At 73.1% G+C, this 23,144-nt stretch carries 16 protein-coding genes and 1 riboswitch; of the genes, 5 read left to right on the top strand and 11 right to left on the bottom strand.

What is annotated here, in order from left to right:
- Nucleotides 1-614 precede the first annotated feature (614 nt).
- Entirely contained in the window at nt 615-1,697 is a 1,083-nt protein-coding gene (locus G011_RS0102010) for a M15 family metallopeptidase (protein ID WP_019606990.1), read from the top strand.
- Between the two features lie 85 nt (nt 1,698-1,782).
- On the opposite strand, the gene G011_RS0102005 is transcribed toward G011_RS0102010, so the two are convergent.
- The 7 genes from G011_RS0102005 to G011_RS0101975 form a co-directional block, all read right to left on the bottom strand.
- Nucleotides 1,783-2,448 (bottom strand): hypothetical protein, encoded by a 666-nt coding sequence (locus G011_RS0102005; protein ID WP_013151862.1) that lies wholly within the window; start codon nt 2,446-2,448, stop codon nt 1,783-1,785.
- A 43-nt stretch (nt 2,449-2,491) separates the two neighbouring features.
- Nucleotides 2,492-2,710, bottom strand: coding sequence for a hypothetical protein (locus G011_RS0102000; RefSeq protein ID WP_026337935.1), 219 nt, complete (start codon nt 2,708-2,710; stop codon nt 2,492-2,494).
- Nucleotides 2,711-2,852: 142 nt separating this feature from the next.
- Nucleotides 2,853-3,887 (bottom strand): LacI family DNA-binding transcriptional regulator, encoded by a 1,035-nt coding sequence (locus tag G011_RS0101995; protein WP_013151860.1) that lies wholly within the window; start codon nt 3,885-3,887, stop codon nt 2,853-2,855.
- A 245-nt stretch (nt 3,888-4,132) separates the two neighbouring features.
- A complete protein-coding gene (locus tag G011_RS0101990) occupies nt 4,133-5,533 on the bottom strand; it encodes a GH1 family beta-glucosidase (RefSeq protein WP_013151859.1) in 1,401 nt (466 codons plus the stop codon).
- A 243-nt stretch (nt 5,534-5,776) separates the two neighbouring features.
- Nucleotides 5,777-6,637, bottom strand: coding sequence for a MetQ/NlpA family ABC transporter substrate-binding protein (locus G011_RS0101985; protein ID WP_019606989.1), 861 nt, complete (start codon nt 6,635-6,637; stop codon nt 5,777-5,779).
- A gap of 72 nt (nt 6,638-6,709) precedes the next feature.
- A complete protein-coding gene (locus G011_RS0101980; protein WP_013151857.1) occupies nt 6,710-7,450 on the bottom strand; it encodes a methionine ABC transporter permease in 741 nt (246 codons plus the stop codon).
- Nucleotides 7,447-8,403 carry a methionine ABC transporter ATP-binding protein gene (locus G011_RS0101975; protein ID WP_019606988.1) on the bottom strand — a complete coding sequence of 319 codons (957 nt, stop codon included), beginning with the start codon at nt 8,401-8,403 and terminating at the stop codon, nt 7,447-7,449. Before G011_RS0101975 ends, G011_RS0101980 begins: the two co-directional genes overlap by 4 nt.
- Nucleotides 8,404-9,140: 737 nt before the next feature.
- Here G011_RS0101975 and G011_RS0101970 point away from each other — a divergent pair.
- Together G011_RS0101970 and G011_RS0101965 are read left to right on the top strand one after the other, a co-directional pair.
- Entirely contained in the window at nt 9,141-10,190 is a 1,050-nt protein-coding gene (locus G011_RS0101970; RefSeq protein WP_026337934.1) for a hypothetical protein, read from the top strand.
- 452 nt (nt 10,191-10,642) lie between these two features.
- Nucleotides 10,643-11,704 carry a hypothetical protein gene (locus G011_RS0101965; protein ID WP_019606986.1) on the top strand — a complete coding sequence of 354 codons (1,062 nt, stop codon included), beginning with the start codon at nt 10,643-10,645 and terminating at the stop codon, nt 11,702-11,704.
- 322 nt (nt 11,705-12,026) lie between these two features.
- On the opposite strand, the gene metE is transcribed toward G011_RS0101965, so the two are convergent.
- On the bottom strand, nt 12,027-14,327 hold the full coding sequence (metE, locus tag G011_RS0101960) for a 5-methyltetrahydropteroyltriglutamate--homocysteine S-methyltransferase (RefSeq protein WP_019606985.1): 2,301 nt from the start codon (nt 14,325-14,327) through the stop codon (nt 12,027-12,029).
- Between the two features lie 165 nt (nt 14,328-14,492).
- Nucleotides 14,493-14,656: riboswitch (cobalamin riboswitch) on the bottom strand.
- 278 nt (nt 14,657-14,934) lie between these two features.
- Here metE and G011_RS0101955 point away from each other — a divergent pair.
- On the top strand, nt 14,935-16,524 hold the full coding sequence (locus G011_RS0101955; protein WP_019606984.1) for a polysaccharide deacetylase family protein: 1,590 nt from the start codon (nt 14,935-14,937) through the stop codon (nt 16,522-16,524).
- 281 nt (nt 16,525-16,805) lie between these two features.
- Entirely contained in the window at nt 16,806-18,365 is a 1,560-nt protein-coding gene (locus G011_RS0101950) for a polysaccharide deacetylase family protein (protein ID WP_019606983.1), read from the top strand.
- Nucleotides 18,366-18,561: 196 nt separating this feature from the next.
- Here the strand turns inward: G011_RS0101950 and G011_RS0101945 are convergent, their stop codons facing one another.
- The 3 genes from G011_RS0101945 to G011_RS0101935 form a co-directional block, all read right to left on the bottom strand.
- Nucleotides 18,562-19,731, bottom strand: coding sequence for a quinone-dependent dihydroorotate dehydrogenase (locus G011_RS0101945; RefSeq protein WP_019606982.1), 1,170 nt, complete (start codon nt 19,729-19,731; stop codon nt 18,562-18,564).
- Nucleotides 19,728-20,654 (bottom strand): proteasome assembly chaperone family protein, encoded by a 927-nt coding sequence (locus tag G011_RS0101940; protein ID WP_026337932.1) that lies wholly within the window; start codon nt 20,652-20,654, stop codon nt 19,728-19,730. Before G011_RS0101940 ends, G011_RS0101945 begins: the two co-directional genes overlap by 4 nt.
- 333 nt (nt 20,655-20,987) lie before the next feature.
- Nucleotides 20,988-22,739, bottom strand: coding sequence for an ATPase (locus G011_RS0101935; RefSeq protein WP_019606980.1), 1,752 nt, complete (start codon nt 22,737-22,739; stop codon nt 20,988-20,990).
- Nucleotides 22,740-23,144 lie beyond the last annotated feature (405 nt).

Genomic DNA, 23,144 nt, shown 5'->3' with positions numbered 1-23,144 from the left:
GCTCTTCGGGGAAATCGGTACAGACCAGGTGGTCCGCCGAGCCGGAAGCGGCGGGAATGTGGGGAGATGTGAAGACTGTCCGCTGGACTCGCCTGGGATGAGAGGAGCCGCGCACCCGAAGATCTCCGTAGGTGCGCGTGCGGTGGATAGCGTACCAATGGGCGCGAAGGACTCGCTTCGGCCGTTTGACGGCGATCGGTGGGATCTTCTTCCCTCGACCGGTACATAATGCCCGCCATTGTCGGCATTATGGCCGATGCACCAGGTCAGGGATAGCGTCCGAAACCACCCCGGGACTGAGGTAACTTTTTGGACACACCGCCAGCTTCCCCACCAACACCCCACCGACATGACATCGTGACAAGACGGTAGACGCAGGTCCCGGGGAGGAAGCGGAAATGCGTACCTCGTCATGTCCTGAATCACACACGCTCGGTGACAAAACGAAAGCGGAGGGTTCCGCTCGCGGGAAAACCCGCGGGCCCTCCGCACGCGCCTTTTCGGTCAGTACCGCGCTCCCGGCCGGCCTCGCGGTACTGCTCTGCCTCTCCACCGCCGCGCCCGGCGCCGCCTCCGACGGCGACGCGTCGGGGAGCGCGCTGGGGAGCGTGCGGGTGGAACTGGCCGCGCTGCGCGCGGGCATGGAGACCCTGCGCCAGGAGGCTTCGGAGAAGATCGAGCACTACGAGGCCGAGCGCGAACGCCTCACCGAGCTGACCGAGCGCAGCCGCGAGGCGCAGGAGCGCGCGGGAGAGGCCGACGAGCGCGGCGAGACGGCCCGCCTGGCCGCCGCCCGGCAGGCCGCCACCGCCTACAAGGGCGGCGAGCTGGGCATGGTCAACGCCTGGGCCGGACCCGAGGGGCCCACCGGGATGCTCGAACGGGGCGCCTACCTCACCCTGCTCGGTTCGCACCGGGAGGCCGACGTGGGCCGCGCCGAGGCCGCTCGGGTGGCCACCGACACCCTCGCCGGGATCGCCGAGACCGCGCGGACGGAGCAGGCCGAGGCGGTCGAGGACGCCAGGAGCGCCCGGGAGGACGCGGTGGAGGCCGTGGCCGACCAGGAGGCGGCACTGGAGGAGTTGCTGGAGGAGCAGACCCGGCTTGAGGCACGGCTCGCGGAGGTGCGCGACGCCGAGGCCGCCGAGAGGCGCCGTGAGGAGGCCCTGCGCGACGCGCGGGCGGCGAACGCCTCCGGGGGGTCGGCGGAGTCCGCCGTCACCGCCGTTTCGGCGGAGGAGAAGGAGGGCGGGGAGGAGGTTCCGTCCGCGGAGAGCGCCGACCAGGGCTGCACCGGGGGCGTCGCGACCGCTCACGCCAACGGGCGGATCCCGGAGTCGGTGCTGTGCCCCCTGCCCCAGCCCGGCGAGCGGCTGCGCGCCGACGCGGCCGAGGCCTTCATCGAACTCGACGGTGACTACCGCGAGGCGTTCGGACGGCCGATGTGCGTGGCCGACTCCTACCGGCCCTACCACGAGCAGGTGCGCCTCTTCCAGGAGATGGTGCCCGGTATGGCCGCCCGGCCCGGCACCAGCCAGCACGGCCTGGGTCTGGCCGTGGACCTGTGCGGCGGAGTGAACCGACTCGGCACCGCCGAGCACCAGTGGATGCTGGCCCACGCGCCCGACCACGGTTGGCACAACCCGCCCTGGGCCCGGGGCGGCTTCGAGCCCTGGCACTGGGAGTTCACGCCGTAGCGCCTGACCACCAGGGTTCGCCGGGGCTCCCGTGACACGCCGACAGCGTTCCTGGCCGGTCCACCGGGGAGCGCCCCGGTCGCGGTCAGACCTGGGAGCCGACCCGGACCTCGAAGGTGCCCAGGACGTCGGCGTCCACGAACAGCTCGTCGTCGGTCTCCAGCGGCGGTGTCGCCACCGGCAGCAGCGCGCGCACCCGCCCGGGGCCCGACACCAGCCACTCGTGCGCGGGGTCGGCCAGACCGCGGCCCAGCTCCCCCTCCTCCACCGAGGCGCTCACGTTCAGCGGCTCCCCGGGCACCTCGTCGGCGGTGGTCAGCACCGGCCCCAGGGTCAGCTGCACCGGCTGCCCCTCGCCGTCCAGCCACAGGCAGGCGGGCGTGTAGGCGCTCACCGACGCCCCTCCCCCGGCGACGGCGGCCACGCCCACGCGGGCCGAACTCGCCCGGGGCGGCACGGCGTCGTCCGAGCCCCGCACCAGTTCCGGGGGGATCCGCCAGACGTCGTCGCCCGCCCTGACCGGCACCGGCTCGGCGGGGACCAGCGGGGCGCACATGCGCGCCTCCGGCTCGACGATGATCTCGATCGGCGCGGCGACGGCGCGTTCGTGGGCCCCGGCCAGGGCGTCGCCACCCGCCTCCAGCAGGTCGGCGAGGCGGACGGGGTCGGGGCTGCCCAGCACGTCGCCGTCGTCCAGGGCTCCGACGCGCTCGCTGCCGCCGCTCGGCGACAGGTAGGTCACCCAGCGCATGTGCTTCTCCTTGTCCAGCGCGGAAGGGGCGTCGCGCCCCCGCTCAGAGGGCGGCGGTGGGACTGTGCTCCTTGCCCGTGCCCGCGCACCCGCGGCAGGGCTCGTCGACGCGCAGCCAGACGATCACCCCGCTGCCGTCGCGGTGCGGCCGCTCGGGTCGCCACCAGCCCGTGCCGGAGCAGAACCGGCACTCGACGCCGTCCCGCTCGCACCATCCGCACGAGGAAATCGCACACCTGCTGTGTGTCGGTTCCCGCTCCATGCGCTCCCACCGTCTCCCGCGAAATCGCGACCAGCCTTGCACAGTCACCGCGCCGCGTCCACCCGGGAGGGCGTGAACGGGCGGGTCAGAGCGCTGCGGGAGGGTGCGCGCTGGCCCCGGCGGCTCCGGGAGGCCCCGCGGCTCAGCCGGACTCGCGCACGACCAGGTGGGTGCCGAGCATGACGGTCTCGGCCTCCGTCGTGCGCGGGATCGCCACGTCCACCAGCAGCCGCGCCATCTCCTGCCCCATCTGCACCGTGGGCTGGTGGATGGTGGTCAGCGGCGGGTCGCTGTGCTGGGCCATGACGGTGTCGTCGTAACCCACCAGGGCCACGTCCTCCGGAACTCTCAGGCCGCGTGCGCGCAGCACCCGCAGCCCGCCGAGCGCCATCATGTCGGAGGCGGCGAACACCGCGTCGGGCTCCAGCCCGGTGCCCAGGAGCCGCTCCATCGCCTCGGCTCCCCCCTCCACGCTGAAGTCGCCCTGCACGACGAGCCTGTCGTCCACCTCCAGCCCGGCTGCGGCCATGACCTCGCGGTAGCCGCGCAGGCGCTCCACACCGGCGTTCATGTCCAGGGGGCCGGTGATGGCGGCCACCCGTCGGCATCCGCGCTCCAGGAGGTGGCGGATGGCCATCCGGGCCCCGCCGATGTTGTCGATGTCGACGCAGTAGGGCGCGGGCTGTTCGGGCGAGTGCGGGCGACCGCCGTGGACGACCGGCACCCCGGCCTCGTCCAGACGGGCCGAGAGCGGATTGTCGCTGTGCAGGGAGATCAGCAGCGCGCCGTCCACGTGGAAGCCGCTGAGGTAGTCGCCCACGCGCTTGTGCTCGGCCTCGGTCCGGGCCGTGGTGAGCATGAGCTGCAGGTCTCGCTCGTGCAGGACCGAGCTCACTCCGCGGATGATGTCGGCGAAGAAGGGGTCGGAGAACAGCCGGTCCCGGGGCTCGGAGACGACCAGCGCGATCGTGTCGGTACGCCTGGTGACCAGGGTGCGCGCGGCCTGGTTCGGGCTGTAGCCGAGTTCGGCGATCGCGGCGTGCACGGCCTCCCGGGTGCGGGGACTCACCTGCGCGGACCCGTTGATCACCCGCGAGACGGTCCCTCGTCCGACCCCGGCGCGCTGCGCCACCATCTCCAGGGTCGGACGCTTCCGACCAGCACCGGTCTTGGCCACTTCGAGGCTCCCTCTGGGATCGTGTCCCGCCGTCCCGGGGGCTGCTTCCCCGGGGCGGCGGCGTGTGCGACGGGCATCCACGGTCATACCCGCCCGGAACGACTGTGTGGGGTGCCCCTTGGGACACCCCACGGTCCTTCCGCGGTTCGCCGGGCCGCCGCCGCGTGCACGGCGGCGGTCCGGCGCAATCCAGGACGTGCTCGGCGGGGCGCCCGCCACGCGGCGGGCGGCGTCCGCCGGACGCGTTACTGGCGCTCGGGGAACTGCCCCGTCTTGGCCAGTTCGGCGTACCAGTGACCGCTGTCCTTGATGATCCTGCGCTGCGTCTCGTAGTCGACGTGCACGATGCCGAACCGGCGGGAGTATCCCCACGCCCACTCGAAATTATCCAGGAGCGACCAGGCGAAGTAACCCCGCAGGGGCACTCCGGCCAGGACGGCCTCCTTGGCCGCCCTCAGGTGGCCCTCGTAGTAGTCGATCCGGTCGGTGTCGTTGACCTCGCCGGCCTCGGTGACGGTGTCCTCGAAGGCGCACCCGTTCTCGGTGACGTAGAGGTCGATGCCGCCGCTCTCCCCCGCCAGGCGGGAGAGCACGTCGTACAGGCCGGTGGGGTCGATCTCCCAGCCCATGTGCGTGACGGGCAGCCCCTGCGAGACGTGCACCTCCTCGGGCTCGGCGCCGAGCCACGCGCCGCCCTCGCCGCTGACCAGCGCGGGGTCCAGGCCCTTGGCCGAGGCGGCGACGAACTCGGGCGAGTAGTAGTTGACGCCCAGGAAGTCCAGGGGGGCGGAGGTGATCTCCAGGTCGCCGTCCTGGATGAAGGAGAAGTCGCTGACGCCGGCGAGGTCCTCCCTGACGTCCGCGGGGTAGCGGCCCTTGAGCAGGGGGTCGGTGAAGATGCGGTTGCGCACGCCGTCGGCGCGGCGGGCGGCGCGGGCGTCCGCGGCGCTGGGGCCGTGGGGCCGGATGACCGCCTGGTTGTGGGCGAGGCCCACCCGGGCGGGGTGGCCGGTGGAGCGGATCGCCTCGGCGGCCAGGCCGTGGCCCAGCAGCAGGTGGTGGGCGGCGGCCAGGGCCGCGGCCGGGTCCTTGTGGCCCGGCGCGTGGTGACCGTTCTCGTAGCCGAGGAAGGCCGAGCACCAGGGCTCGTTGATGGTCATCCAGTTGCTGACGCGGTCGCCGAGGGCCTCGGCCACGACCTGGGCGTAGTCGCGGAAGCGGTAGGCGGTGTCGCGGTGGGGCCAGCCCCCCGCGTCCTCCAGCGGCTGGGGCAGGTCCCAGTGGTAGAGGGTCGCCCAGGGCTGGATCCCGGCCGCCAGGAGGGTGTCCACCAGGCGGTCGTAGAAGTCGATCCCGGCCTGGTTCACGGCGCCGGTGCCCTCGGGGATGATCCGCGGCCAGGCGACGGAGAAGCGGTACGCGCCCAGGTTGAGCTGGGTCATGAGCGCGACGTCGTCGGCGTAGCGGTTGTAGTGGTCGTCGGCGGGGTCGCCGGTGTCTCCGCCCAGGACCTTGCCGGGGGTCTCGGCGAAGGTGTCCCAGATGCTGCGGCCGCGGCCGTCGGCGGTCGTGGCGCCTTCGATCTGGAACGAGGCGGTGGCCGCCCCCCAGAGGAAGCCCTCAGGGAAATCGTTGCGGTTGTTCACTGCTGGTGTACGCACCTTCCATGACGAGGGGACATCGTTTTGGGAGCGCTCCCATAAAAGAAACAGAGAAGTACCTTGATGTCAATCAACAGCCTTGTCACCGCAATCCAAACGTTACGGGCAGGCGGTGATGGAGACGGCTCCGAAACGCCCCGACCGGGCGCCCCGGAACCGGCCCCGAGGCGCGGCCGCCGCGCGGCGAAACCCCGCGGTGCGGCCCGCGCGGCCGGCCCGGGACCGCCCTCAGGTGCCCTCCCCGCCGACGGGGACCACGACGCCCTCCCAGCGCTCCTCCATGAACGCGCGCACCTCGTCGCTGTGCAGGAGCTCGTCGAGCCGGGCGATCTCCTCGTCGCCGATGTCGTGCGTGGCCACCACCAGACCGTTGGCGTAGGGGTTGTCCTCGGTCTCCTCCCAGGCCAGAACGTTGGCGGTGGAGACCAGGTCGGCCTCCAGGGCGTAGTTGCCGTTGACCACCGCCGCGTCCAGGTCCTGGAGCGAGCGCGGCAGCTGGGCGGCCTCCACCGGGGTGACCGTGACGTCGAGCGGGTTGTCCTCGATGTCGTCGACCGAGGGCGCCTCCTCGCCCGTGTCGGCCAGGGTGATGACGCCCTCGGTGTCGAGCAGGTCCAGGGCCCGGCCCATGTTGGAGGTGTCGTTGGGCACGCCGATCTGCGCGCCCTCGGGCAGGTCGGCCAGGTCGGTCAGCTCCTGCGAGTAGACGCCGAAGGCCTCCAGGTGCACGTCCGTCACGTAGCTCAGGTCCGCGTCCGGGTTGCCCTGGAGGTACTCCTCCAGGAACGGCCGCGTCTGGTAGTAGTTGGCGTGCAGTTCGCCCTCGGCCAGCGCCGCGTTGGGCTGGTTGTAGTCGGTGTACACGGACACGTCCAGGGCCAGCCCCGCGTCGGCCGCGAGGTTCTCGTCCACGAACTCCAGGATCTCGGCGTGCGGCATCGGCGTGGCGCCGATCCTCAGGACGGTCACGTCCTCCCCGCCGGTCTCCTCCCGGGCCCGTTCGCTGGGGCTGCCGCAGGCCGCCAGCAGGGCCACCGCCGTCGCCGCGGCGGCGCCCCGCACCGCGCGCCTCCTCGCGTCCTCGGTCATCGCCGTCTCCCTCCGTGTCGCCGGGACAACTGGTGGGGGGAGGGGGTCGTCCTCTGTGTGTACCCCGTCGCGTCAGCGCCGCGCCAGACGGCGCACCAGCAGGTCGCCCAGGCTCTGCGCGATCTGCACGATGACGATGAGCAGGATGACGGTGGCCCACAGGTAGTGGTCGTTGAAGCGCTGGTAGCCCTCGCGGATGGCCAGGTCGCCCAGGCCTCCGCCGCCGATGGCTCCGGCCATCGCCGAGTAGGAGATGAGGGTGACCACGGTCATCACCAGGCCCGCGATGAGGCCGGGCATGGCCTCGGGCAGCATCACCTTGCCCACGATGGTGACACGGCGGGTGCCCATGGCGTGCGCGGCCTCCACGACCCCGCGGTCCACCTCGCGCAGGGAGGTCTCCACCAGGCGGGCGAAGAAGGGGATCGCGCCGATGCTCAGGGGCACGATCGCGGCCGTGGGGCCCAGGGTGGTGCCCACCAGCAGGCGGGTCAGGGAGAGCACGGCCACCATCAGGACGATGAACGGCAGGGATCGGCCGATGTTGACGACGGCGCTGAGCACGGCGCGCACGGCGGGGGCGGGGATGAGCCCGCCCCGGTCGGTGGCCACCAGCAGCACGCCCAGCGGCAGGCCGAACAGGACGCTGACGACGGTGGCCCACCACACCATGTAGACGGTGTCCAGGGTGCCCAGCCACAGGTCGGGCCACATCGCGGGCCAGGCCTGGACGAACGCGACGACGGCGTCCCAGGGTCCGGCCGCCCCGGTGGCGGCGGCCAGGTGCAGGACGTCGGCGGGGTTGGTGCTCACTTGCGGGCCTCCTCGACCAGCAGGCCGTGCTCGGACAGGTAGGCGAGCGCCTGGTCGCGGCGGTCGCCGCGCAGGTCCACGCTCAGGCGGCCCACGGACTGCCCGGCGACCTCCTCCACGCCGCCGCTCAGGATGTTGACGTCCACGTCGAAGCGGCGGGTCAGCTCGGACATGAGCGGCTCGTCGAAGGAACGCGGGTAGGTGACGTAGACCGTGTCCGGTCCGCCGTGCGCGGGCAGCGGGAAGAGCGAGCGCGCCAGCAGCGAGCCGGGGGTGCCGATGAGGTCGAGCACCCGGCCCGACTCCAGGAACGCGCCGCTGTCCATGATCGCCGCGGAGTCGCAGATCCGCTTGATCACGTCCATCTCGTGGGTGATCAGCAGGATGGTCAGGCCCAGTTCGTCGCGCAGGCGGCGCAGCAGGGCGAGGATGGCGTCGGTGGTGGCCGGGTCGAGCGCGGAGGTGGCCTCGTCGCTGAGCAGCACCTTGGGGTCGGAGGCCAGCGCGCGGGCGATGCCCACCCGCTGCTTCTGGCCGCCGGAGAGCTGGGAGGGGTAGGCGCGCGCCTTGTCCCCCAGGCCCACGAGTTCGAGGAGTTCGCCCACGCGCCTCCTGCGGCGGGCGCGGTCGACGCCGGAGACCTCCATGGGGAAGGCCACGTTGCCCGCGACGGTGCGCGAGGACAGCAGGGCGAAGTGCTGGTGCACCATGCCGATGCGGCGGCGGGCGACCCGCAGCCGCGCGCCGCGCAGCGCGGTGAGCTCCTCGCCGTCGACCCGGACCGTTCCGGCGTCGGGGCGCTCCAGGAGGTTGACCGAGCGCAGCAGGGTGCTCTTGCCCGCGCCACTCTGGCCGACCACACCGAAGATCTCGCCGGGCTCGACGTGCAGGTCGACCCCGTCCAGGGCGGTCACCCGGTGCTTCTTCAACCTGTAGGCCTTGTGGAGGCCCACTGCGTCAATCACGGTGTTCCCATCGACGTCTGGCGGTGGTGTGGCGCCCGGCGGGGGTCCGGCGCGGGTCCGTCGCCCGCGTCCGAGCGTACGGAGCGCCCCGCGGGCGCGGGCGGCGGCGCGCCGGTGGTCGGGCGGGCGCCGGTGGCGGCGCGCCCGCGCGGGGCGGCCGGTCGGGGGACGCGCCGCTCCCGGCGGCGGTACCTCTTTGGACCTCCGCTCCGCTTCGGTCGGTGTCCGGGCGCCCGAACCAACCCCCGCGAACTGAGGCCGGTTCGAGAAGGCGGGCCTCAGCCCCCGGTGTCCGGGGGCTGCGGGCGGGTCCACGGGACCGGGCGGACACGACAGCGTCCGCCGGGCAGCGGAAGACACCGCTCGGCGGTGTCCGACCGCGTGGGAGCGGTGGTCGCTGGGTCGTGCGCGGGAGCCTTCACGTTTCCTACTCAACCACGGGGAAAAGGGTCGGTTCACCCGATTTCACTGTTCGCGCCGGGTTACCTCCACCACATCGGGGCTCCCGTGGCACGGTGGATTCGTCCCGTCCCTCCCGAATAACCGCGCGAGTGCCTACACTCATGACGGTCCCTTTACTCCCGCCCCCGGCTCACGGGTGTGCGCGGGAGGCCAGGGCCGGAGGCCGCTCCCGCGGCTGTCGGCCCCCTGGGGAAACGACGAGAAACAGCGCCCGCTCCGCTCCCGTGCCAGGGGGCCGGGCGGGCCCGAGGAGCGACCACACCGTGCAGCCCGACGATCTGAGCCGAGTGGACGAATTCGCCGACTTCTGGGCTCCCGACCCTCCCGAACTGAGCTGGCCGGACCGCGCCCGGGCCCTGGCGGGGTTCCTCGCCGCCGCTGCTCGCCCGGGCCGCGCGCGTGTGGCCGCGCTGGCGGTGGCCGTGCTGGGGAGCTTCCTGTTCGCGCCCCAGGGCACGGCGGTGGCGGCGCCGGTGCCCGCCGAGCCGGAGGACATGGGCGCCCTCCAGGATCGCGCGGAGGCCCTGAGCGAGGAGTTCAACGGCGAGCTGCGCGACATGGAGGGCGTCATCCAGGAGGCCGAGCGCGCCGAGGAGCGGGCCCAGAGCACCCGCGAGGACGTGGAGGAGGCGCGCGAGCAGGTGCGCGCCCTGGCGGTGGCCACCTACACCAGCAGCGGGATCGGCCTGTCCATGTCGCTGTTCGTCGAGGCCGATCCCGACGAGGTCATCGACCGCGCGGTGGTGATCAACTACCTGTCCACCAGCAACCAGGACAAGATCGACCAGCTCAGTGAGGCCCTGGAGCGCGACGAGACCGCGCAGCAGAACGCCGAGGAGCAGCTGGCCGCGGCCGAGGAGGACCTGGACGAGCTGGAGGGGCGCCGCGAGGAGGTCCAGGAGATGATCGCGGACCACCCCGTGCAGCCGATGGGCGGCCAGTACAACATCACCCCGCGCACCGAGCAGATGCGCGAGCTGATCATCGAGGAGTTCGGCGAGGGCACCGACGTGGGCGGCGTGGGCTGCTACCGGGAGGTCGGCGGCTGGGTGGTCGGCGAGCACCCCAAGGGCCGCGCCTGCGACTTCATGGTGGACCCCAACGGGAACACGCCCTCACAGGAGCAGATCGACCGCGGCTACGCGATCGCCGAGTGGGCCCAGGAGAACGCCGACCGCCTCGGCATCATGTACATCATCTACCGGCAGCAGATCTGGGACATCCGCCGCGGCGACGAGGGCTGGCGCGACATGGCCGACCGCGGCAGCATCACCGAGAACCACTTCGACCACGTGCACATCTCGATGTTCTGATCCGGCGGCGCCCGCGACGGACGCCCCATTACCCCGCACGGGGCGCGACCGCGCGGGGAACGGCGTCACGATTGCGTCACGTGCGGGATGAGTTCCTGCACAACCGACACAAAACAGTGACGATTCACCCTGCTACCCCCGGTCTGACCTGCCCAGGGGACACCACTCACAGCTAGGATGCACACGTCCCGGCCCGGACCGAAGGACGCCTTCGGCTCCGCCCGGCCACCGCCCCCGGTGGCCGGTCCCCCGGTCCACCGCAACCTCCGCATGGAGGCGGGGAACGCCCGCCCACTCCCCCGCCCTCGCCCGCGGGACGGCAGTGGCGACAGGTGCGCCTCCCCCACACGGCCACCGTGCCCCTCCCGGGGCGGCACGGGAAGTCGTGAGAACCCAACGGCGCACACACGCGTCCCAGACAACACGGTCATCACACACGGGCGAGGGGAGCCATGAGCGAAAACGGACCATACAACCAGCCGCCGCAGAACCCATACGGCGGTGGGGACAACAGCGGGGGCCAGCCGCCCTACGGCCCGCCCCACGGCGCCCCCTACGGTGACCCCAACACCGGAGGACAGCCGCCCCACGGCGGTCCCTACGGTGACCCCAACACCGGAGGACAGCCGCCCTACGGCGGCGGCCCCGCGGGTTTCCCCGGCCCCCAGGACCAGCAGATGTACGCGGGTGGCCAGCCGCCCTACGGCGGCGGCCCCGGCGGTCCCGGGTACCCCCCTGCGCCGCAGCAGCCTCAGGGCGGCGGCAGCAAGGCGGGCCTGTGGGTCGTGATCGGCGGCGGCGCCGTGATCGTCGTCCTGGTCATCGCCGTTCTGGTCGTGCTCGTCACCAACAACGGTGGACAGCAGACCGTCTCCCCCGAGCCCGAGCCCGCCCCGAGCACGGAGGAGACCACCGGCGGCGGTGAGACGGCCGCGCCCGCCCCCGAGGCGGCCCCCGCGGGCGAGCCCCCCTACGCCGTCCCCGCCGAGCCCTGCGAGGCCTTCACCGACCAGGTGCTCTCCGACTTCCTGATCCAGGACGAGGGCGACAAGTACGTCCAGGACAACAACTCCTACTGCGAGAGCCTGGAAGGCGCCGCCCCGGAGGGCAACCCGGCCGAGAGCTACGCGATGTTCGAGATCAGTTATCAGGTCCCCTACTCCGCAGCCGACTCCGTCGAGGCCGCCACCACCGACTTCCAGACCGCGGTCCAGGAGCTCCGGGGCGAGGGTGACTACAACACCTTCTACGACGCCGCGAACGTGGAGGAGGACAAGGAGGTGGACCTCGGCGACGAGGCCCACTACGTCCTCACCAAGTACGACTTCCTGGGTGAGGACATCCCCGAGGCCACGCTGGTGATCCGCACCGCCAACCTCAACATCCGGGTCCAGTACCAGATGCACCCGCCCTTCACCGAGGACGCCTCCGCCGAGGACCTGGTCATGCCCGACAACGTCGAGGAGATCATGCTCAACGCCGGCGCCGAGGCGCTGGCCCTGGTCGGCGCCTGAGGGGGCTGACCGGACACGGCACGAGGGGGCCGCGGCGTTCGCCGCGGCCCCCTCCCGCGTTCCAGCCTCCTGAGGACTCTTCTTGGATCGGCCTCAGCTTGTGGGGGCCGGTTCGGGCGCCCACGGGGTTCTGGAGCGGCTGGAGGTGAGACTGCAAGCAGGACTGCGCCGTAGGCGTCCGTTGAGGGTGGTGGCGGGCGACGGTGTGGGCACGAGCCGTCTCACCGGAGGCGCCGCTGTGCCTGCTTCAACCCGATTCCCGCGCTCCGGGCGCCCGAACACGGACCGGAGCGAGGCGGAGGTCCAAAAAACACTGCCGGGCTCACGCCAGGTCGGCGCGCACCCGGCGGGCCGCCTCGACCATGTTGCGCAGGGCCTGTTCGGCCTCGGCGTAACCGCGCGTCTTGAGGCCGCAGTCGGGGTTCACCCACAGGTTCCGGGCGTCGATGTGCGCGACCGCCAGCCGCAGCGAGCCCTCGATCTCCTCCACCGAGGGCACCCGCGGGGAGTGGATGTCGTACACGCCCGGGCCGATCCCGCGCCCGTAGCCGCGCTCGCCCAGGTCCCGCACCAGCTCCATGCGCGAGCGGGCGGCCTCCACGCTGGTGACGTCGGCGTCCAGCGCCTCGATGCCGCCGACGATCAGCCCGAACTCCGAGTAGCACATGTGCGTGTGGATGGTCGTGGACGGCGACACCCCCGACGTGGCCAGGCGGAAGGAGCCCACCGCCCAGTCCAGGTACCGCGCCCGGTGCTCCGAGCGCAGCGGCAGCAGTTCGCGCAGGGCCGCCTCGTCCACCTGGATGTGGCGGATCCCGGCGCGTTCCAGGTCGGCGACCTCGTCGCGCAGACCCAGGGCCACCTGGCGTGCGGTCTCACCCAGCGGCTGGTCGGTGCGCACGAACGACCAGGCGAGCATGGTGACCGGACCGGTCAGCATGCCCTTGACCGGCTTGTCGGTGCGCGACTGGGCGTAGGTGGTCCACTCGACCGTCATCGGCTCGGGGCGCGAGACGTCGCCGAACAGGATCGGCGGGCGCACGCACCGCGAACCGTAGGACTGCACCCAGCCGTTCTCGGTGGTGGCGTAGCCCTCCAGCTGCTCGGCGAAGTACTGGACCATGTCGTTGCGCTCGGGCTCGCCGTGCACGAGCACGTCCAGGCCGATCTCCTCCTGGAGCGCGACGACCCGGTCGATCTCCTCGCGCAGGACGGCCTTGTAGGCGTCCTCCGCCAGTTCCCCCCTGCGGTGCGCGGCGCGGGCGCGGCGCAGCTCGGCGGTCTGCGGGAAGGACCCGATGGTGGTCGTGGTGAGCGGGGTGTCGGTGGGCCTGCCGCGTTCCCGCGGGCGCTCGTAGGCGTCCGGGCCCAGGGCGTCGAGGCGGGCGCGCACGCGCGCGTCGGTGAAGGCGGGGGGACGGACGCCGCCCCGTCCGGTGTGCTCGGCCTCGGCACCCTCGGACAGCACGCGGCCGAGCAGGGCCGTCTCCTGTGCCTTCTGCCTGGCGAAGGCCAGGGCCCCGCGCAGCTCGGGGGCCAGGGAGGGCTCGGCGTCCAGGTCCAGGGGCACGTGCAGCAGGGAGCAGGAGGTGCTCACGGTCAGCTCGTCGGTGAGGGCGAGCAGGGTACCGAGCGCGGCGACGGCGGCCGGGATGTCGGTGCACCAGACGTTGCGCCCCTCCACCACGCCCGCGACCAGGCGGGTGGCGCCCAGGCCGGAGACCCGCACCAGGTCGTCCACGCCCTCGTCGTCGGTGACCAGGTCCAGGCCGACCGCCTCGACCGCGGAGTCCTTGAGGACGCGCAGGGCGGCGGAGCCGATGGAGCCGAAGTAGGTGGACACCAGCAGGGAGGGGCGGTCGGTGACCGCGCCCAGGTACTGGTAGGCGCGCTCCAGGTGGCCGACGGCGGCACGGCCCTCGTCGGTGGCCAGGATCGGCTCGTCCAGCTGGACCTCGGTGGCGCCCGCGGCCCGCAGGTCGCCGAGCAGCTGGGCGTAGGCCTCCAGGAGCTGGTCGAGCAGCTGGACGGGTTCCCAGCCCTCGGGGGCGCCGTCGGCGGGCTTGGCCAGCAGCAGGAAGGTGAGCGGACCGACCAGGACCGGACGGGTGTGGAAACCCGCCTCGGCCGCCTCGCGGAACTCGGCGACGGGCTTGTCGCCCACCAGGCGGGGACGGCTGCCGGGCGAGAGCTCGGGGACCAGGTAGTGGTAGTTCGTGTCGAACCACTTGGTCATCTCCAGCGGCGGGGCGCCCTGTTCGCCGCGGGCGAGCGCGAAGTAGCGGCGCAGCTCCTCCTCGCGGTCCGGCGCCGCGGCGGGAGGGGCGAAGCGGGAGGGGACCAGGTCGAACAGGACCGCGGTGTCCAGCACGTGGTCGTAGTAGGAGAACGTGTTGGAGGGGATGTCGTCGACACCGGCCTCGCGCAGCTGGGCGTAGACGTCCAGGCGCAGTCCGGCGGCGACCGCGTCCAGTTCGCGGGCGGTGGTGCGGCCCCTCCAGTGGGACTCGCAGGCGCGCTTGAGCTCGCGGGCGGGGCCGATGCGCGGGTAGCCGTGCACGGTCGAGCGCACGGAGGGGCGTGGTCCGCCCGGGGCCGCGGACGGCGCGGGGGTCGTGGTCATGAGCTTCTCTCCCTCGTCGAAAGCCGGGTACCGGCCGCGAGGGGAGAAGAGGGGGCGGGCACGCCGACGGACGCGCCGCGGGCGCGCACCGGACCTGCCACCGCCTCCGGCCCTCCCTCGGGGCGCGGGACCACCGGCGCCGCGGGTGCGTCGCCGGGTGGAGGCAGGTCTTCGGACTCGGGGGCGCGGGCGGTGCCAACACCGCTCCTCCTACTGGCCGCCGCTTCCCGGTGTGCGGTCTCCGCGACCGGCACTACCAGTGCTCATGGCGACGTTCGTTCCCCCATACCGCTGCGGGGCAGTCCCGGACTCGCACCGGGTTCCCTCTTGCGACATGGTTCCGCCCCGCCCGTTCCGGGCCGGACCCGGGACGCGGGGGTGGATCATGTACCTTCCACGGCTGCAAGTATAGGGAGGGCCCCCTTCGCCCCTGTACCCGGCGTGCGGCCCCATGCGCCCGGCCCGGACGGTGAGAACCCCCGTCCTTCGACCGGCGTCACACACGAAGTCAAGCGTTGCGCGGGTGAGCTCCCCTCTGCTCCCCGCGGACGTTCGTCTGAGCGATGAACGTGGAGATTCCCTCGTGAGTAAGCAGTCCCGCCTCGCCATGGCACCGGACCACCCCCTGATCACGGTCGTGGTAGCCCTGGCGGTCCTGGCGGGCATGGTGTTGTTGGCCACCCGCTCCTCCGGAGAGCCCGAGCCCGGGCCGCGGACGCATGGAGCGCCGGTCTCCGAGAGCGAGCCATCGCCCCCGGCCTCCGGTGCGCCCGACGGGCTCACCGAGGTGGACGCGGCCGCGGTGGCGGGCCTGGAGGAGGCCGAACTGCCCTACGACGGGGAGGTCTCCGTCGCGGTGACCTACCCGGTGATCCCCAACGCCGAGCCGCTGGCCGACTTCCTGGAGCGTGAGCTGACCGACGAGGTGCACGCCTTCGAGACCGCCAACCCCGGCGCGGTCTCCTTCGAGGCGGGGTGGAACCTGACCGCGGCGCGCGACGGCCTGCTGGGGGTCCGCATGACCCGGGTGGAGACCGACTCCGAGGGGTCCCGGGAGGGGTACACCACCTACTGGTACGACACCGAGACCGCGGCGCACCACCCCTCCGCCGCACTGGTCGGCGGCCAGGAGCAGCTGGAGGAGCTCAACGGCCTGGTGCGCGGCGCCGTCGGAAGCAGGGAGGACGGGGAGGGCCCGGCCGACCCCGGCGTCATCCACCCGATCAGCTCCCTGTACGACTCGGTGGGCTTCAACCCCGACGGTGACCTGGTCGTGGAGTTCGACGCCGGGCAGGTCGCCCCGGCGGAGGAGGGCCGCACGCGCGCCGTGGTCGCCGCCGGTGAGGCCGAGGGCCTGCTGTCCGATCTGGGCCTGCGCGTGCGCGACGCCGCGACCGTGGGCGTGGAGGACTTCTCCATCGCCGCCCCGCCCCGGGCCGACAAGGACGGACAGGAGGAGGGCGCCGTGCCCGGACAGGTGCCCGCGGTGGACCCCGACGTCGACTGCTCCGACCCCAAAACCAAGTGCGTGGCGCTGACCTACGACGACGGACCCGGCGGGCGCACCCCCGAACTGCTGGACGCCCTCGCCGAGTACGACGCGCGGGCCACGTTCTTCGTCACCGGCAACCCCGTCATGGAGCACCCGCACACGGTGCGGCGCGCCTACGCGGAGGGGCACGAGATCGCCAACCACACCCTGAACCACCCCGACCTGGCCGGTCTGGGCGCGGGAGGGGTGCGCGCGGACCTGGACGTCGTGCAGGCGCTGGTGTATCGCGAGACCGGCTACACCATGAACCTCATGCGCCCGCCCTACGGCTCGACCGACGAGGGCGTGGCCTCGGTGACCGCGGACATGGGCCTGGCCCAGATCCTGTGGAGCGTGGACACCCTCGACTGGAAGGACCGCAAGGCCCCGGTGATCCACGACCGGGTGCTGGAGGGCGCTTCGGACGGGGCGATCATCCTCATGCACGACATCCACGGCACCACCGTCGACGCCTCCCGCACGGCCATCCGGGAACTGGACGAGCAGGGGTACACCATGGTCACGGTGTCCCAGCTGCTGGGGACCACGACCCCCGGCCAGAGCTACATGGACGGGGTCCCCGACGCCCCGGAGGAGAACGCCGACCCCTCCGAGGAGGCCGGTGAGCCCGCTGAGGGGGCCGAGGAGGCTTCCGAGGGGGCCTGAAGGGCGCGGCGTCACGGCGCGGCGGGCGGTCCCGGGTGAGGATGGCCCCGGGAGGGCTTCGGGGCCGCGGCCGGTGGGACGCACGGGGCGCGGAGCCGTGCGGGGCACCGGGTGAGGCCGGAAAGGGCGCCCCGCACGGGTGCTCCCGGTCCCCGGCGCGCTGCCCGTCCCGGGGCGGTGACCACATGTGGTCACCGCCCCGGGACGGGTGACGGCGTCCCCTATGTTGCTCCCAGCAGCAGCCGTGTTGGCCACCCGCTGAGGGATGAGGGAGTCCGGTGTTGTCGTCGACTCGAGTCCACCCGAACGAGGCCGCCCCCTGTCCCGGGGCCGGGGGGAACCGGCCGTGGGAGCGCAGAGCCCGGTGGCCCGGGGCGGCGCTGGTCGCGCTGGTCCTGCCCCTGGCCGCGTGCGGCACCGAGGGGATCGCCTCCGGGGGCGGTGAGGACCCGGAACTGATCACGGTGGTGGCGGCGGAGCCGGGGGACGGGGTCACCGAGTGGCGCGGGGACGCCTCCGACTTCGAGGACCACCCGTACAAGCCCGAGGGGCTCACGATCGACGTCGCCTACCCGGTGTTCCCGGGTGCCGACGCCTTCGCCGAGGAACTGGCCGCCCGGGTGGACCGGGAGGTGCGGGACTACCGGGGCGCCGGCCGGGACCCGGTGAGTCTGGGCGTCGACTGGGAGGTGGTCGCCGCCGGGAACGGGGTGCTGGGCGTGCGCCTGGTGCGCACCGAGGAGGACTTCCACGGACTGCGCCAGGGGTACGGGACGTACTGGTACGACGCGTCCACCGGCCACACCGCCTACTCCACGGAGCTGCTGGCCGACGACGCGGCGCTCCGGGAGCTCAACGGGATCGTCCGCGCCTCGTTCGCCGACGAGGAGGCGGTGGACGCGCGGGGACTGCACCCGGTGATGCGCACCTACGACTCGATGGGGTTCAACGCCGACGGGGACCTGGTGGTGGAGTTCGACGACGGGCACCTGTCCCCGATCGTGGAGGGCCACCCCCCGTCCTCGGAGCCGGGGAGGATGGTCGCGGTGGTGCCCGCCGAGGAGGCCGCGCCCCTGCTGTCCGGCCTGGGCGAGCGGGCGCGGGAGGCCGCCATGGCGGAGGAGCCCGTGCTGACCGTGGAGGCCCCCGACGCCGAGCCCCCGGCCGACCCGCCGGTGCCGGGGGTGGTCTCGGCGGGAGACCCCGACCTGGACTGCGCCGAGGCCAAGTGCATCGCGCTGACCTTCGACGACGGACCGGTGGCGACGACTCCGCGACTGCTGGACCTGCTGGCGGAGGAGGAGGTGGCGGCCACCTTCTTCCTCAACGGCAACCCGGCGCTGACCCGGCCCAGCGTGATCCGGCGCGCCTACGCCGAGGGGCACGAGATCGGCAGCCACAACCACCTGCACGAACGCATGCCCGATGCCTTCGAGGGGGAGGAACTGGTCCACCAGGTGGCCGCGGTGAGCGCGATGGTGCGCCGCCAGACGGGCCACACCGTGGAGCTGTTCCGGCCGCCGTTCGGCGACAGTTCGCCGGAGGTGCTGGAGGAGATCGGCCGTCAGGGCATGGCCGAGATCCTGTGGAGCCAGGACAGCAAGGACTGGACCGGCATGAGCCGTGACGAGGTCGTGGAGAGCGTGGTGGACGGAGCCCGACCCGGGGGCGTGGTACTGCTGCACGACACCCTGGAGCCGACCCTGGCCGCGGTCCCGGAGATCATCGAACGGCTGCGGGCCGACGGATACGAGTTCGCGACCGTCAGCCAGGTCTACGACGGCCCGGAGGCCGGGAAGAGCTACCCGCCCGAGGGGCTGTCCGCACCCGCCGGTTCCTGAGGTCCGCGGGCGGCGGGGCGCGCGTGTCGGCGGCCGGTGGGAAGGGTCCCACCGGCCGCCGCGTCCGTGCGGCCGCGTCGCGCCCCTGGGCGGACGCGGCCCCCGGGAGGCGGAGCAGCGGGACCGGTCCTCGGTGAAGGGTCCGCAGGTCCGGTTATCGGTGGCGGGTCCGCGGGTCCGGGCTCCGGCGGCGGGCTCAGCCCTTGGCGGTGGCCTCGGCGGGGTCCGCCCCCTGCCCGGTGTCGGCCGCCGGGGCAACCGGGGCGGGGACGTCGGCCCCGACGACCTCGTTGATGGAACGGTGGCCCGAGGCCCGCACCAGCCGGGCGAGGCCGCGGTTGATGCGGCGGGGCCAGAGGGGACCGCCGTAGATGAGGCCGGTGTAGCCCTGCACGAGGCTGGCCCCCGCCCGGATACGGAACCAGGCGTCCAGGGGCGTCTCGATGCCGCCGACGGCGATCAGGGTCACCCGGTCGCCCACACGGGCGCGCAGGCGGCGCAGCACCTCCAGGGAGCGCCGTTTGAGGGGGGCGCCGGACAGGCCGCCCGCACCGGCCGCCTCCACCTGTGCCGCGGGGCTGGTCAGGCCCTCACGGGAGATGGTGGTGTTGGTGGCGATGATGCCGTCGAGCCCCTCGGCCAGCGCGAGGTCGGCGACGGCGTCGACGTCCTCGTCGGCGAGGTCGGGGGCGATCTTCACCAGGAGGGGCAGGTCCGGGCGACCGGCCTCGGCCATGGCCTCGCGCACGGCGGCCAGGAGCGGGCGCAGCCGCTCCACGCCCTGGAGGTTGCGCAGCCCGGGGGTGTTGGGCGAGCTGACGTTGACCACCAGGTAGTCGGCGTAGCGGGCCAGGCGCCGGGCGCTGAGGGCGTAGTCGGCGGGGGCCTCCTCCTCAGGCGTGACCTTGGTCTTGCCGATGTTGACGCCGAGCACGGGACGGCGGCCGCCGCGCCGGTGGTGGAGGCGTTCGGCGACCAGGGCCGACCCCTCGTTGTTGAAGCCCATGCGGTTGACGATCGCGCGGTCGGCCACCAGCCGGGACAGGCGCGGCCGCGGGTTGCCCGGCTGGGGCTGGGCGGTGACGGTGCCCACCTCCACGAAGCCGAAGCCGAGCGCCGCCAGCCCGGAGGGGCTCTCCGCGTTCTTGTCGAAACCGGCCGCGAGCCCCAGCGGACCGGGGAACTCCTGCCCGAGGGCGTGCACGGTCAGCTCCGGCTCGCGCGGCCCGAGCACACCGTTCATGGCGGAGGCCACCGCGGGCAGGGAGGTCACGCCGCGCAGCGCGGCGAAACTGAGCCTGTGGACCTTCTCCGCGTCCATGTGGCGCAGGACCGAGCGGAAGAGCATCTGGTAGAACACGGTCATCCGTTTCCCTCGCCCTCGCGCTCGGCGAGGAAGCGTTCGAGTTCGGCGCCGAGCTCGTCGGCGGTGGGCAGCTGGGCGTCGTCGTCGGCCAGCGGGAGCGTGGGACGCTCCTCGGGGTCGGTCCGCGAGGACATGATGTCGTCGTACTGGCGCTCCAGGTTGGCCACGACGCGCTGGATCTCCTCGGAGGCCATGACCTGTTCGGCGATGTCGACGTCGGTCGCCGCGGCGACCTCCTCCATCTCCGTGGTGGCCAGGGCCAGGCCGGTGGCCCCGGCCACGTACTCGGCGGCGGCGATGGCCGCGCGCGGGTACTGGGCCTGGGCCAGGTAGCTGGGCACGTGGACGGCGTAGCCCACGAAGTCGTGGCCCCGCTCGCCGAGCCGGTACTCCAGCAGTGAGGTGGCGCTGCCGGGCACCTCGACGCGGCCGATCCACGGGGTGTGCCCCTCGACCAGCTCGGGGCGGGTGGAGTGCGGGGTGACCGTGACCGGCCGGGTGTGCGGGACCGCCATGGGGATGCCGTGGACGCTGACGGACAGCGTGACGGAGAAGTGGTCGACGAGGCGGCCCACGGCGGCGACGAAGGCCTCCCACTCGCGGTCCGGCTCCGGGCCGTGCAGGACCAGGAAGGGGGCGCCCTCGTCGTCGTGCAGCCGGTACAGGGCGATCTTGGGCGCGTCGTAGGCGGTCCAGGTGTTCTCGACGAAGGTCATCGTCGGACGGCGCGAGCGGTAGTCCACGAGGCGGTCGGCGTCGAAGGTCGCGACCTCCTCCGCGGTGAACCGCTCGAACAGCGACGTGATCAGCTGGCGCCCGGCGTGTCCGGCGTCCACGAAGCCGTCCAGACAGACCAGCATCGCCAGGCCGGCGACATCCTCGAAGCCTGGGTGGAGTTCGTACAGATCTGCGGAATCACGCACCGGGTTCTCGTCTCCAAAACTGGTCGGGATCACAGGGCCGCGCTCGCGCGGCGGTCGGGCGCCGGGGTACGGCCGGGGAGGCCCGATTCGCACCGCCTGGGAGGCTGTGCCCTGCTTCTCCAGAATACCGACCCACCAGCCCACCGACCGAGCCGTGCGAGGGCGCTCACGCCCCACGGCACCACCGCCACCGGCCGGCGCGGAAAGGGAACCCCGGCCGGTGGAGCCGTGCGAGGACGCTCACCCACACCCCTACCAACCCCGACCGGTGGAGGGAGCTTCCTGCAACCGGGGCATGAGAGGACCGCCACACCCCGGCCCCGCCCCCGCGGCTCAGTGCAGGTCGGCCACCAGCAGCGAGCGCAGCCGGTTGAGGACGGCGGCGACCTCGAAGCGGCGTGGCAGGGCGTAGTCGCCGCCGAAGTCGGAGCCCAGCAGGGTGACGCCCCTCCTGTCCAGGGCCTCCTCCAGGGAGTCGAGCGCCTCGGCGAGGGTGCGGCCGCCGTCCAGGTGGCGCCCGGCGACCAGCTCGCGCAGGGCCAGCCCGGCACCGGTGATCTGCCCGGGGTCGACGAACTGCTCCACCGCGCGCACGTCGACGTCGTGTTCGCCGAACACCAGCACGTCCATGTCGCGGCGCTTGATCCGGCCCCGGCCCCGCGAGGTGCCGTCGTCCACGGAGGCGGGATCGACCACGCGGGGGCGCGGCAGGGCGAAGTCCGCGTCCACGCGCTCGTGGGCGAGTTCGCGGGCCCGTTCGGTGACGTCGTGCGGGTGGTAGGCGTCGAGCATGATGACGTGGTCGGCGACGTCGAAGTAGTCGCCGCTGCCGCCCATGACCAGGACCGTGGACACCCCGTGCTCGCGGCGCAGGGGCCGGACGAGGTCGATGAAGGGGACCAGGGGCTCCCGGTCGCCGTGCACGAGGGCCTGCATGCGCTCGTCGCGGATCATCAGGTTGGTGGCGGTGGAGTCCTCGTCCACCAGCAGGGCGCGCGCCCCCGCCTCGACCGCCTCGCAGATGTTGGCAGCCTGCGAGGTGGACCCGGAGGCGTTCTCGGTGCGGAAGTCGCTCGTGTCGGCCCCGGTGGGCAGGTTGCGCACGAAGGGGCTCACGTCCACGCGTTCGACCCTGCGGCCCTCCTCCGCGCGGATCTTGACGGCGTCTCCCCTGGTCACCACCAGTTCGCGGCCGTCGCCGGGAACGTGGTCGTAGACGCCGCGCTCCAGGGCGTGCAGCAGGGTGGACTTGCCGTGGAAGCCGCCGCCGACGATGAGGGTGATGCCCTCGGGCACGCCCATGCCGCTCACCGTGCCCCGGTGCGGCAGGTCGACGCTGACCCGCAGGCCCTCGGGGGAGGCGAAGGGTACGGCGCCGCCGGTCATGGGCTCGTCGCTGACACCGCTGCGCCGGGGCAGCACGGCGCCGTCCGCGACGAAGGCCACCAGGCCCCTCTCCTCCAGCTGGGAGCGCAGGGCGACCGTGTCGGCGACGGTGTCGGCGAAGGCCGCGGCCTCCTCGGCGTCGATCTCCTCCCAGTCCAGGTCGTCCACCAGGCCGGGCAGGGTGCGGCACAGCTCCCGCTCGGCGGTGCGTCCGTCGATGCGGCGGCCGTGGCCGGGCAGGTCGATGCCGACGCGCAGGTCGATGCCGCCGTCGGTGAGCTGGCAGGAGGAGCGTTCGATCACCTCCTGGCCGCCGGTGTCGATCCTGAGCAGCGATCCGCGCAGGAGCCGACGGGCACGCCGCCCCAGGTAGTCGGCGGTGGCGCGGCGGCGCACCGGGTCGCCCCAGGCGCTCTTGGGGATGCCGGCGTCCGGGATGAGCACGCGCACCCGCGAGGGCGGTGCGAAGGGGTCGGCCTGGACCCGCTGCACGGTCAGGGTGAAGTCGCCGAAGTCCCAGTCGCCCCTGAGTGTCTTGTAGCGGCCGTAGGAGGCGCCGTCCATGCGCAGGAGCTCCTCGGAGAGCCGGGCCTCGTCGCGGACTCCGCGGATCGGCTCGGGCTCGGGCCCGCGCCCGCCGCCGCGGCCCCCGCCGCCCCCGTACCGGCGCCCCTGGCCTCCCCCGTACCGTCCCGTCATCGCTGTCCCCCAGACGTCGTTTCCTCTGCTCCGGCCAGGTTAGGCGTTGGGCGGATTCGCCGCAGAGGACCTGTGGACAACCGCGTCCGCCCTGTTCGGAGCCCTGGCCGCCCCTACCCGTCCGTCCGGCGTGGACACCACGCGCCCCGCCCGCCTCCGGACCCTCCGAGGGCGGACCCGCCCGGGCGCCTCGCCCCCGTGGGACGCGCGACAGGAGCTTTGGTGGCCGAACGGTGGGACGGGAACCGGGGAATCGGCGCGCCCCGAACTCCGCGCTCCCACCCGCCGCCCGGCGGCGCACCGGCGCGAACACCCCCGCACCCCGGCAGTGGCACAGTGAAGCCGCCCCGCGGTAACAAGCGCGCAACATGACCGAAGAAAAGAGAGAAACGCGAATCCAACATT

Origin of the sequence: Nocardiopsis sp. CNS-639 (genome assembly GCF_000381685.1) — a bacterium.
Classification (GTDB): domain Bacteria; phylum Actinomycetota; class Actinomycetes; order Streptosporangiales; family Streptosporangiaceae; genus Nocardiopsis; species Nocardiopsis dassonvillei.
This window is presented reverse-complemented; position numbering and strand designations above follow the sequence as displayed.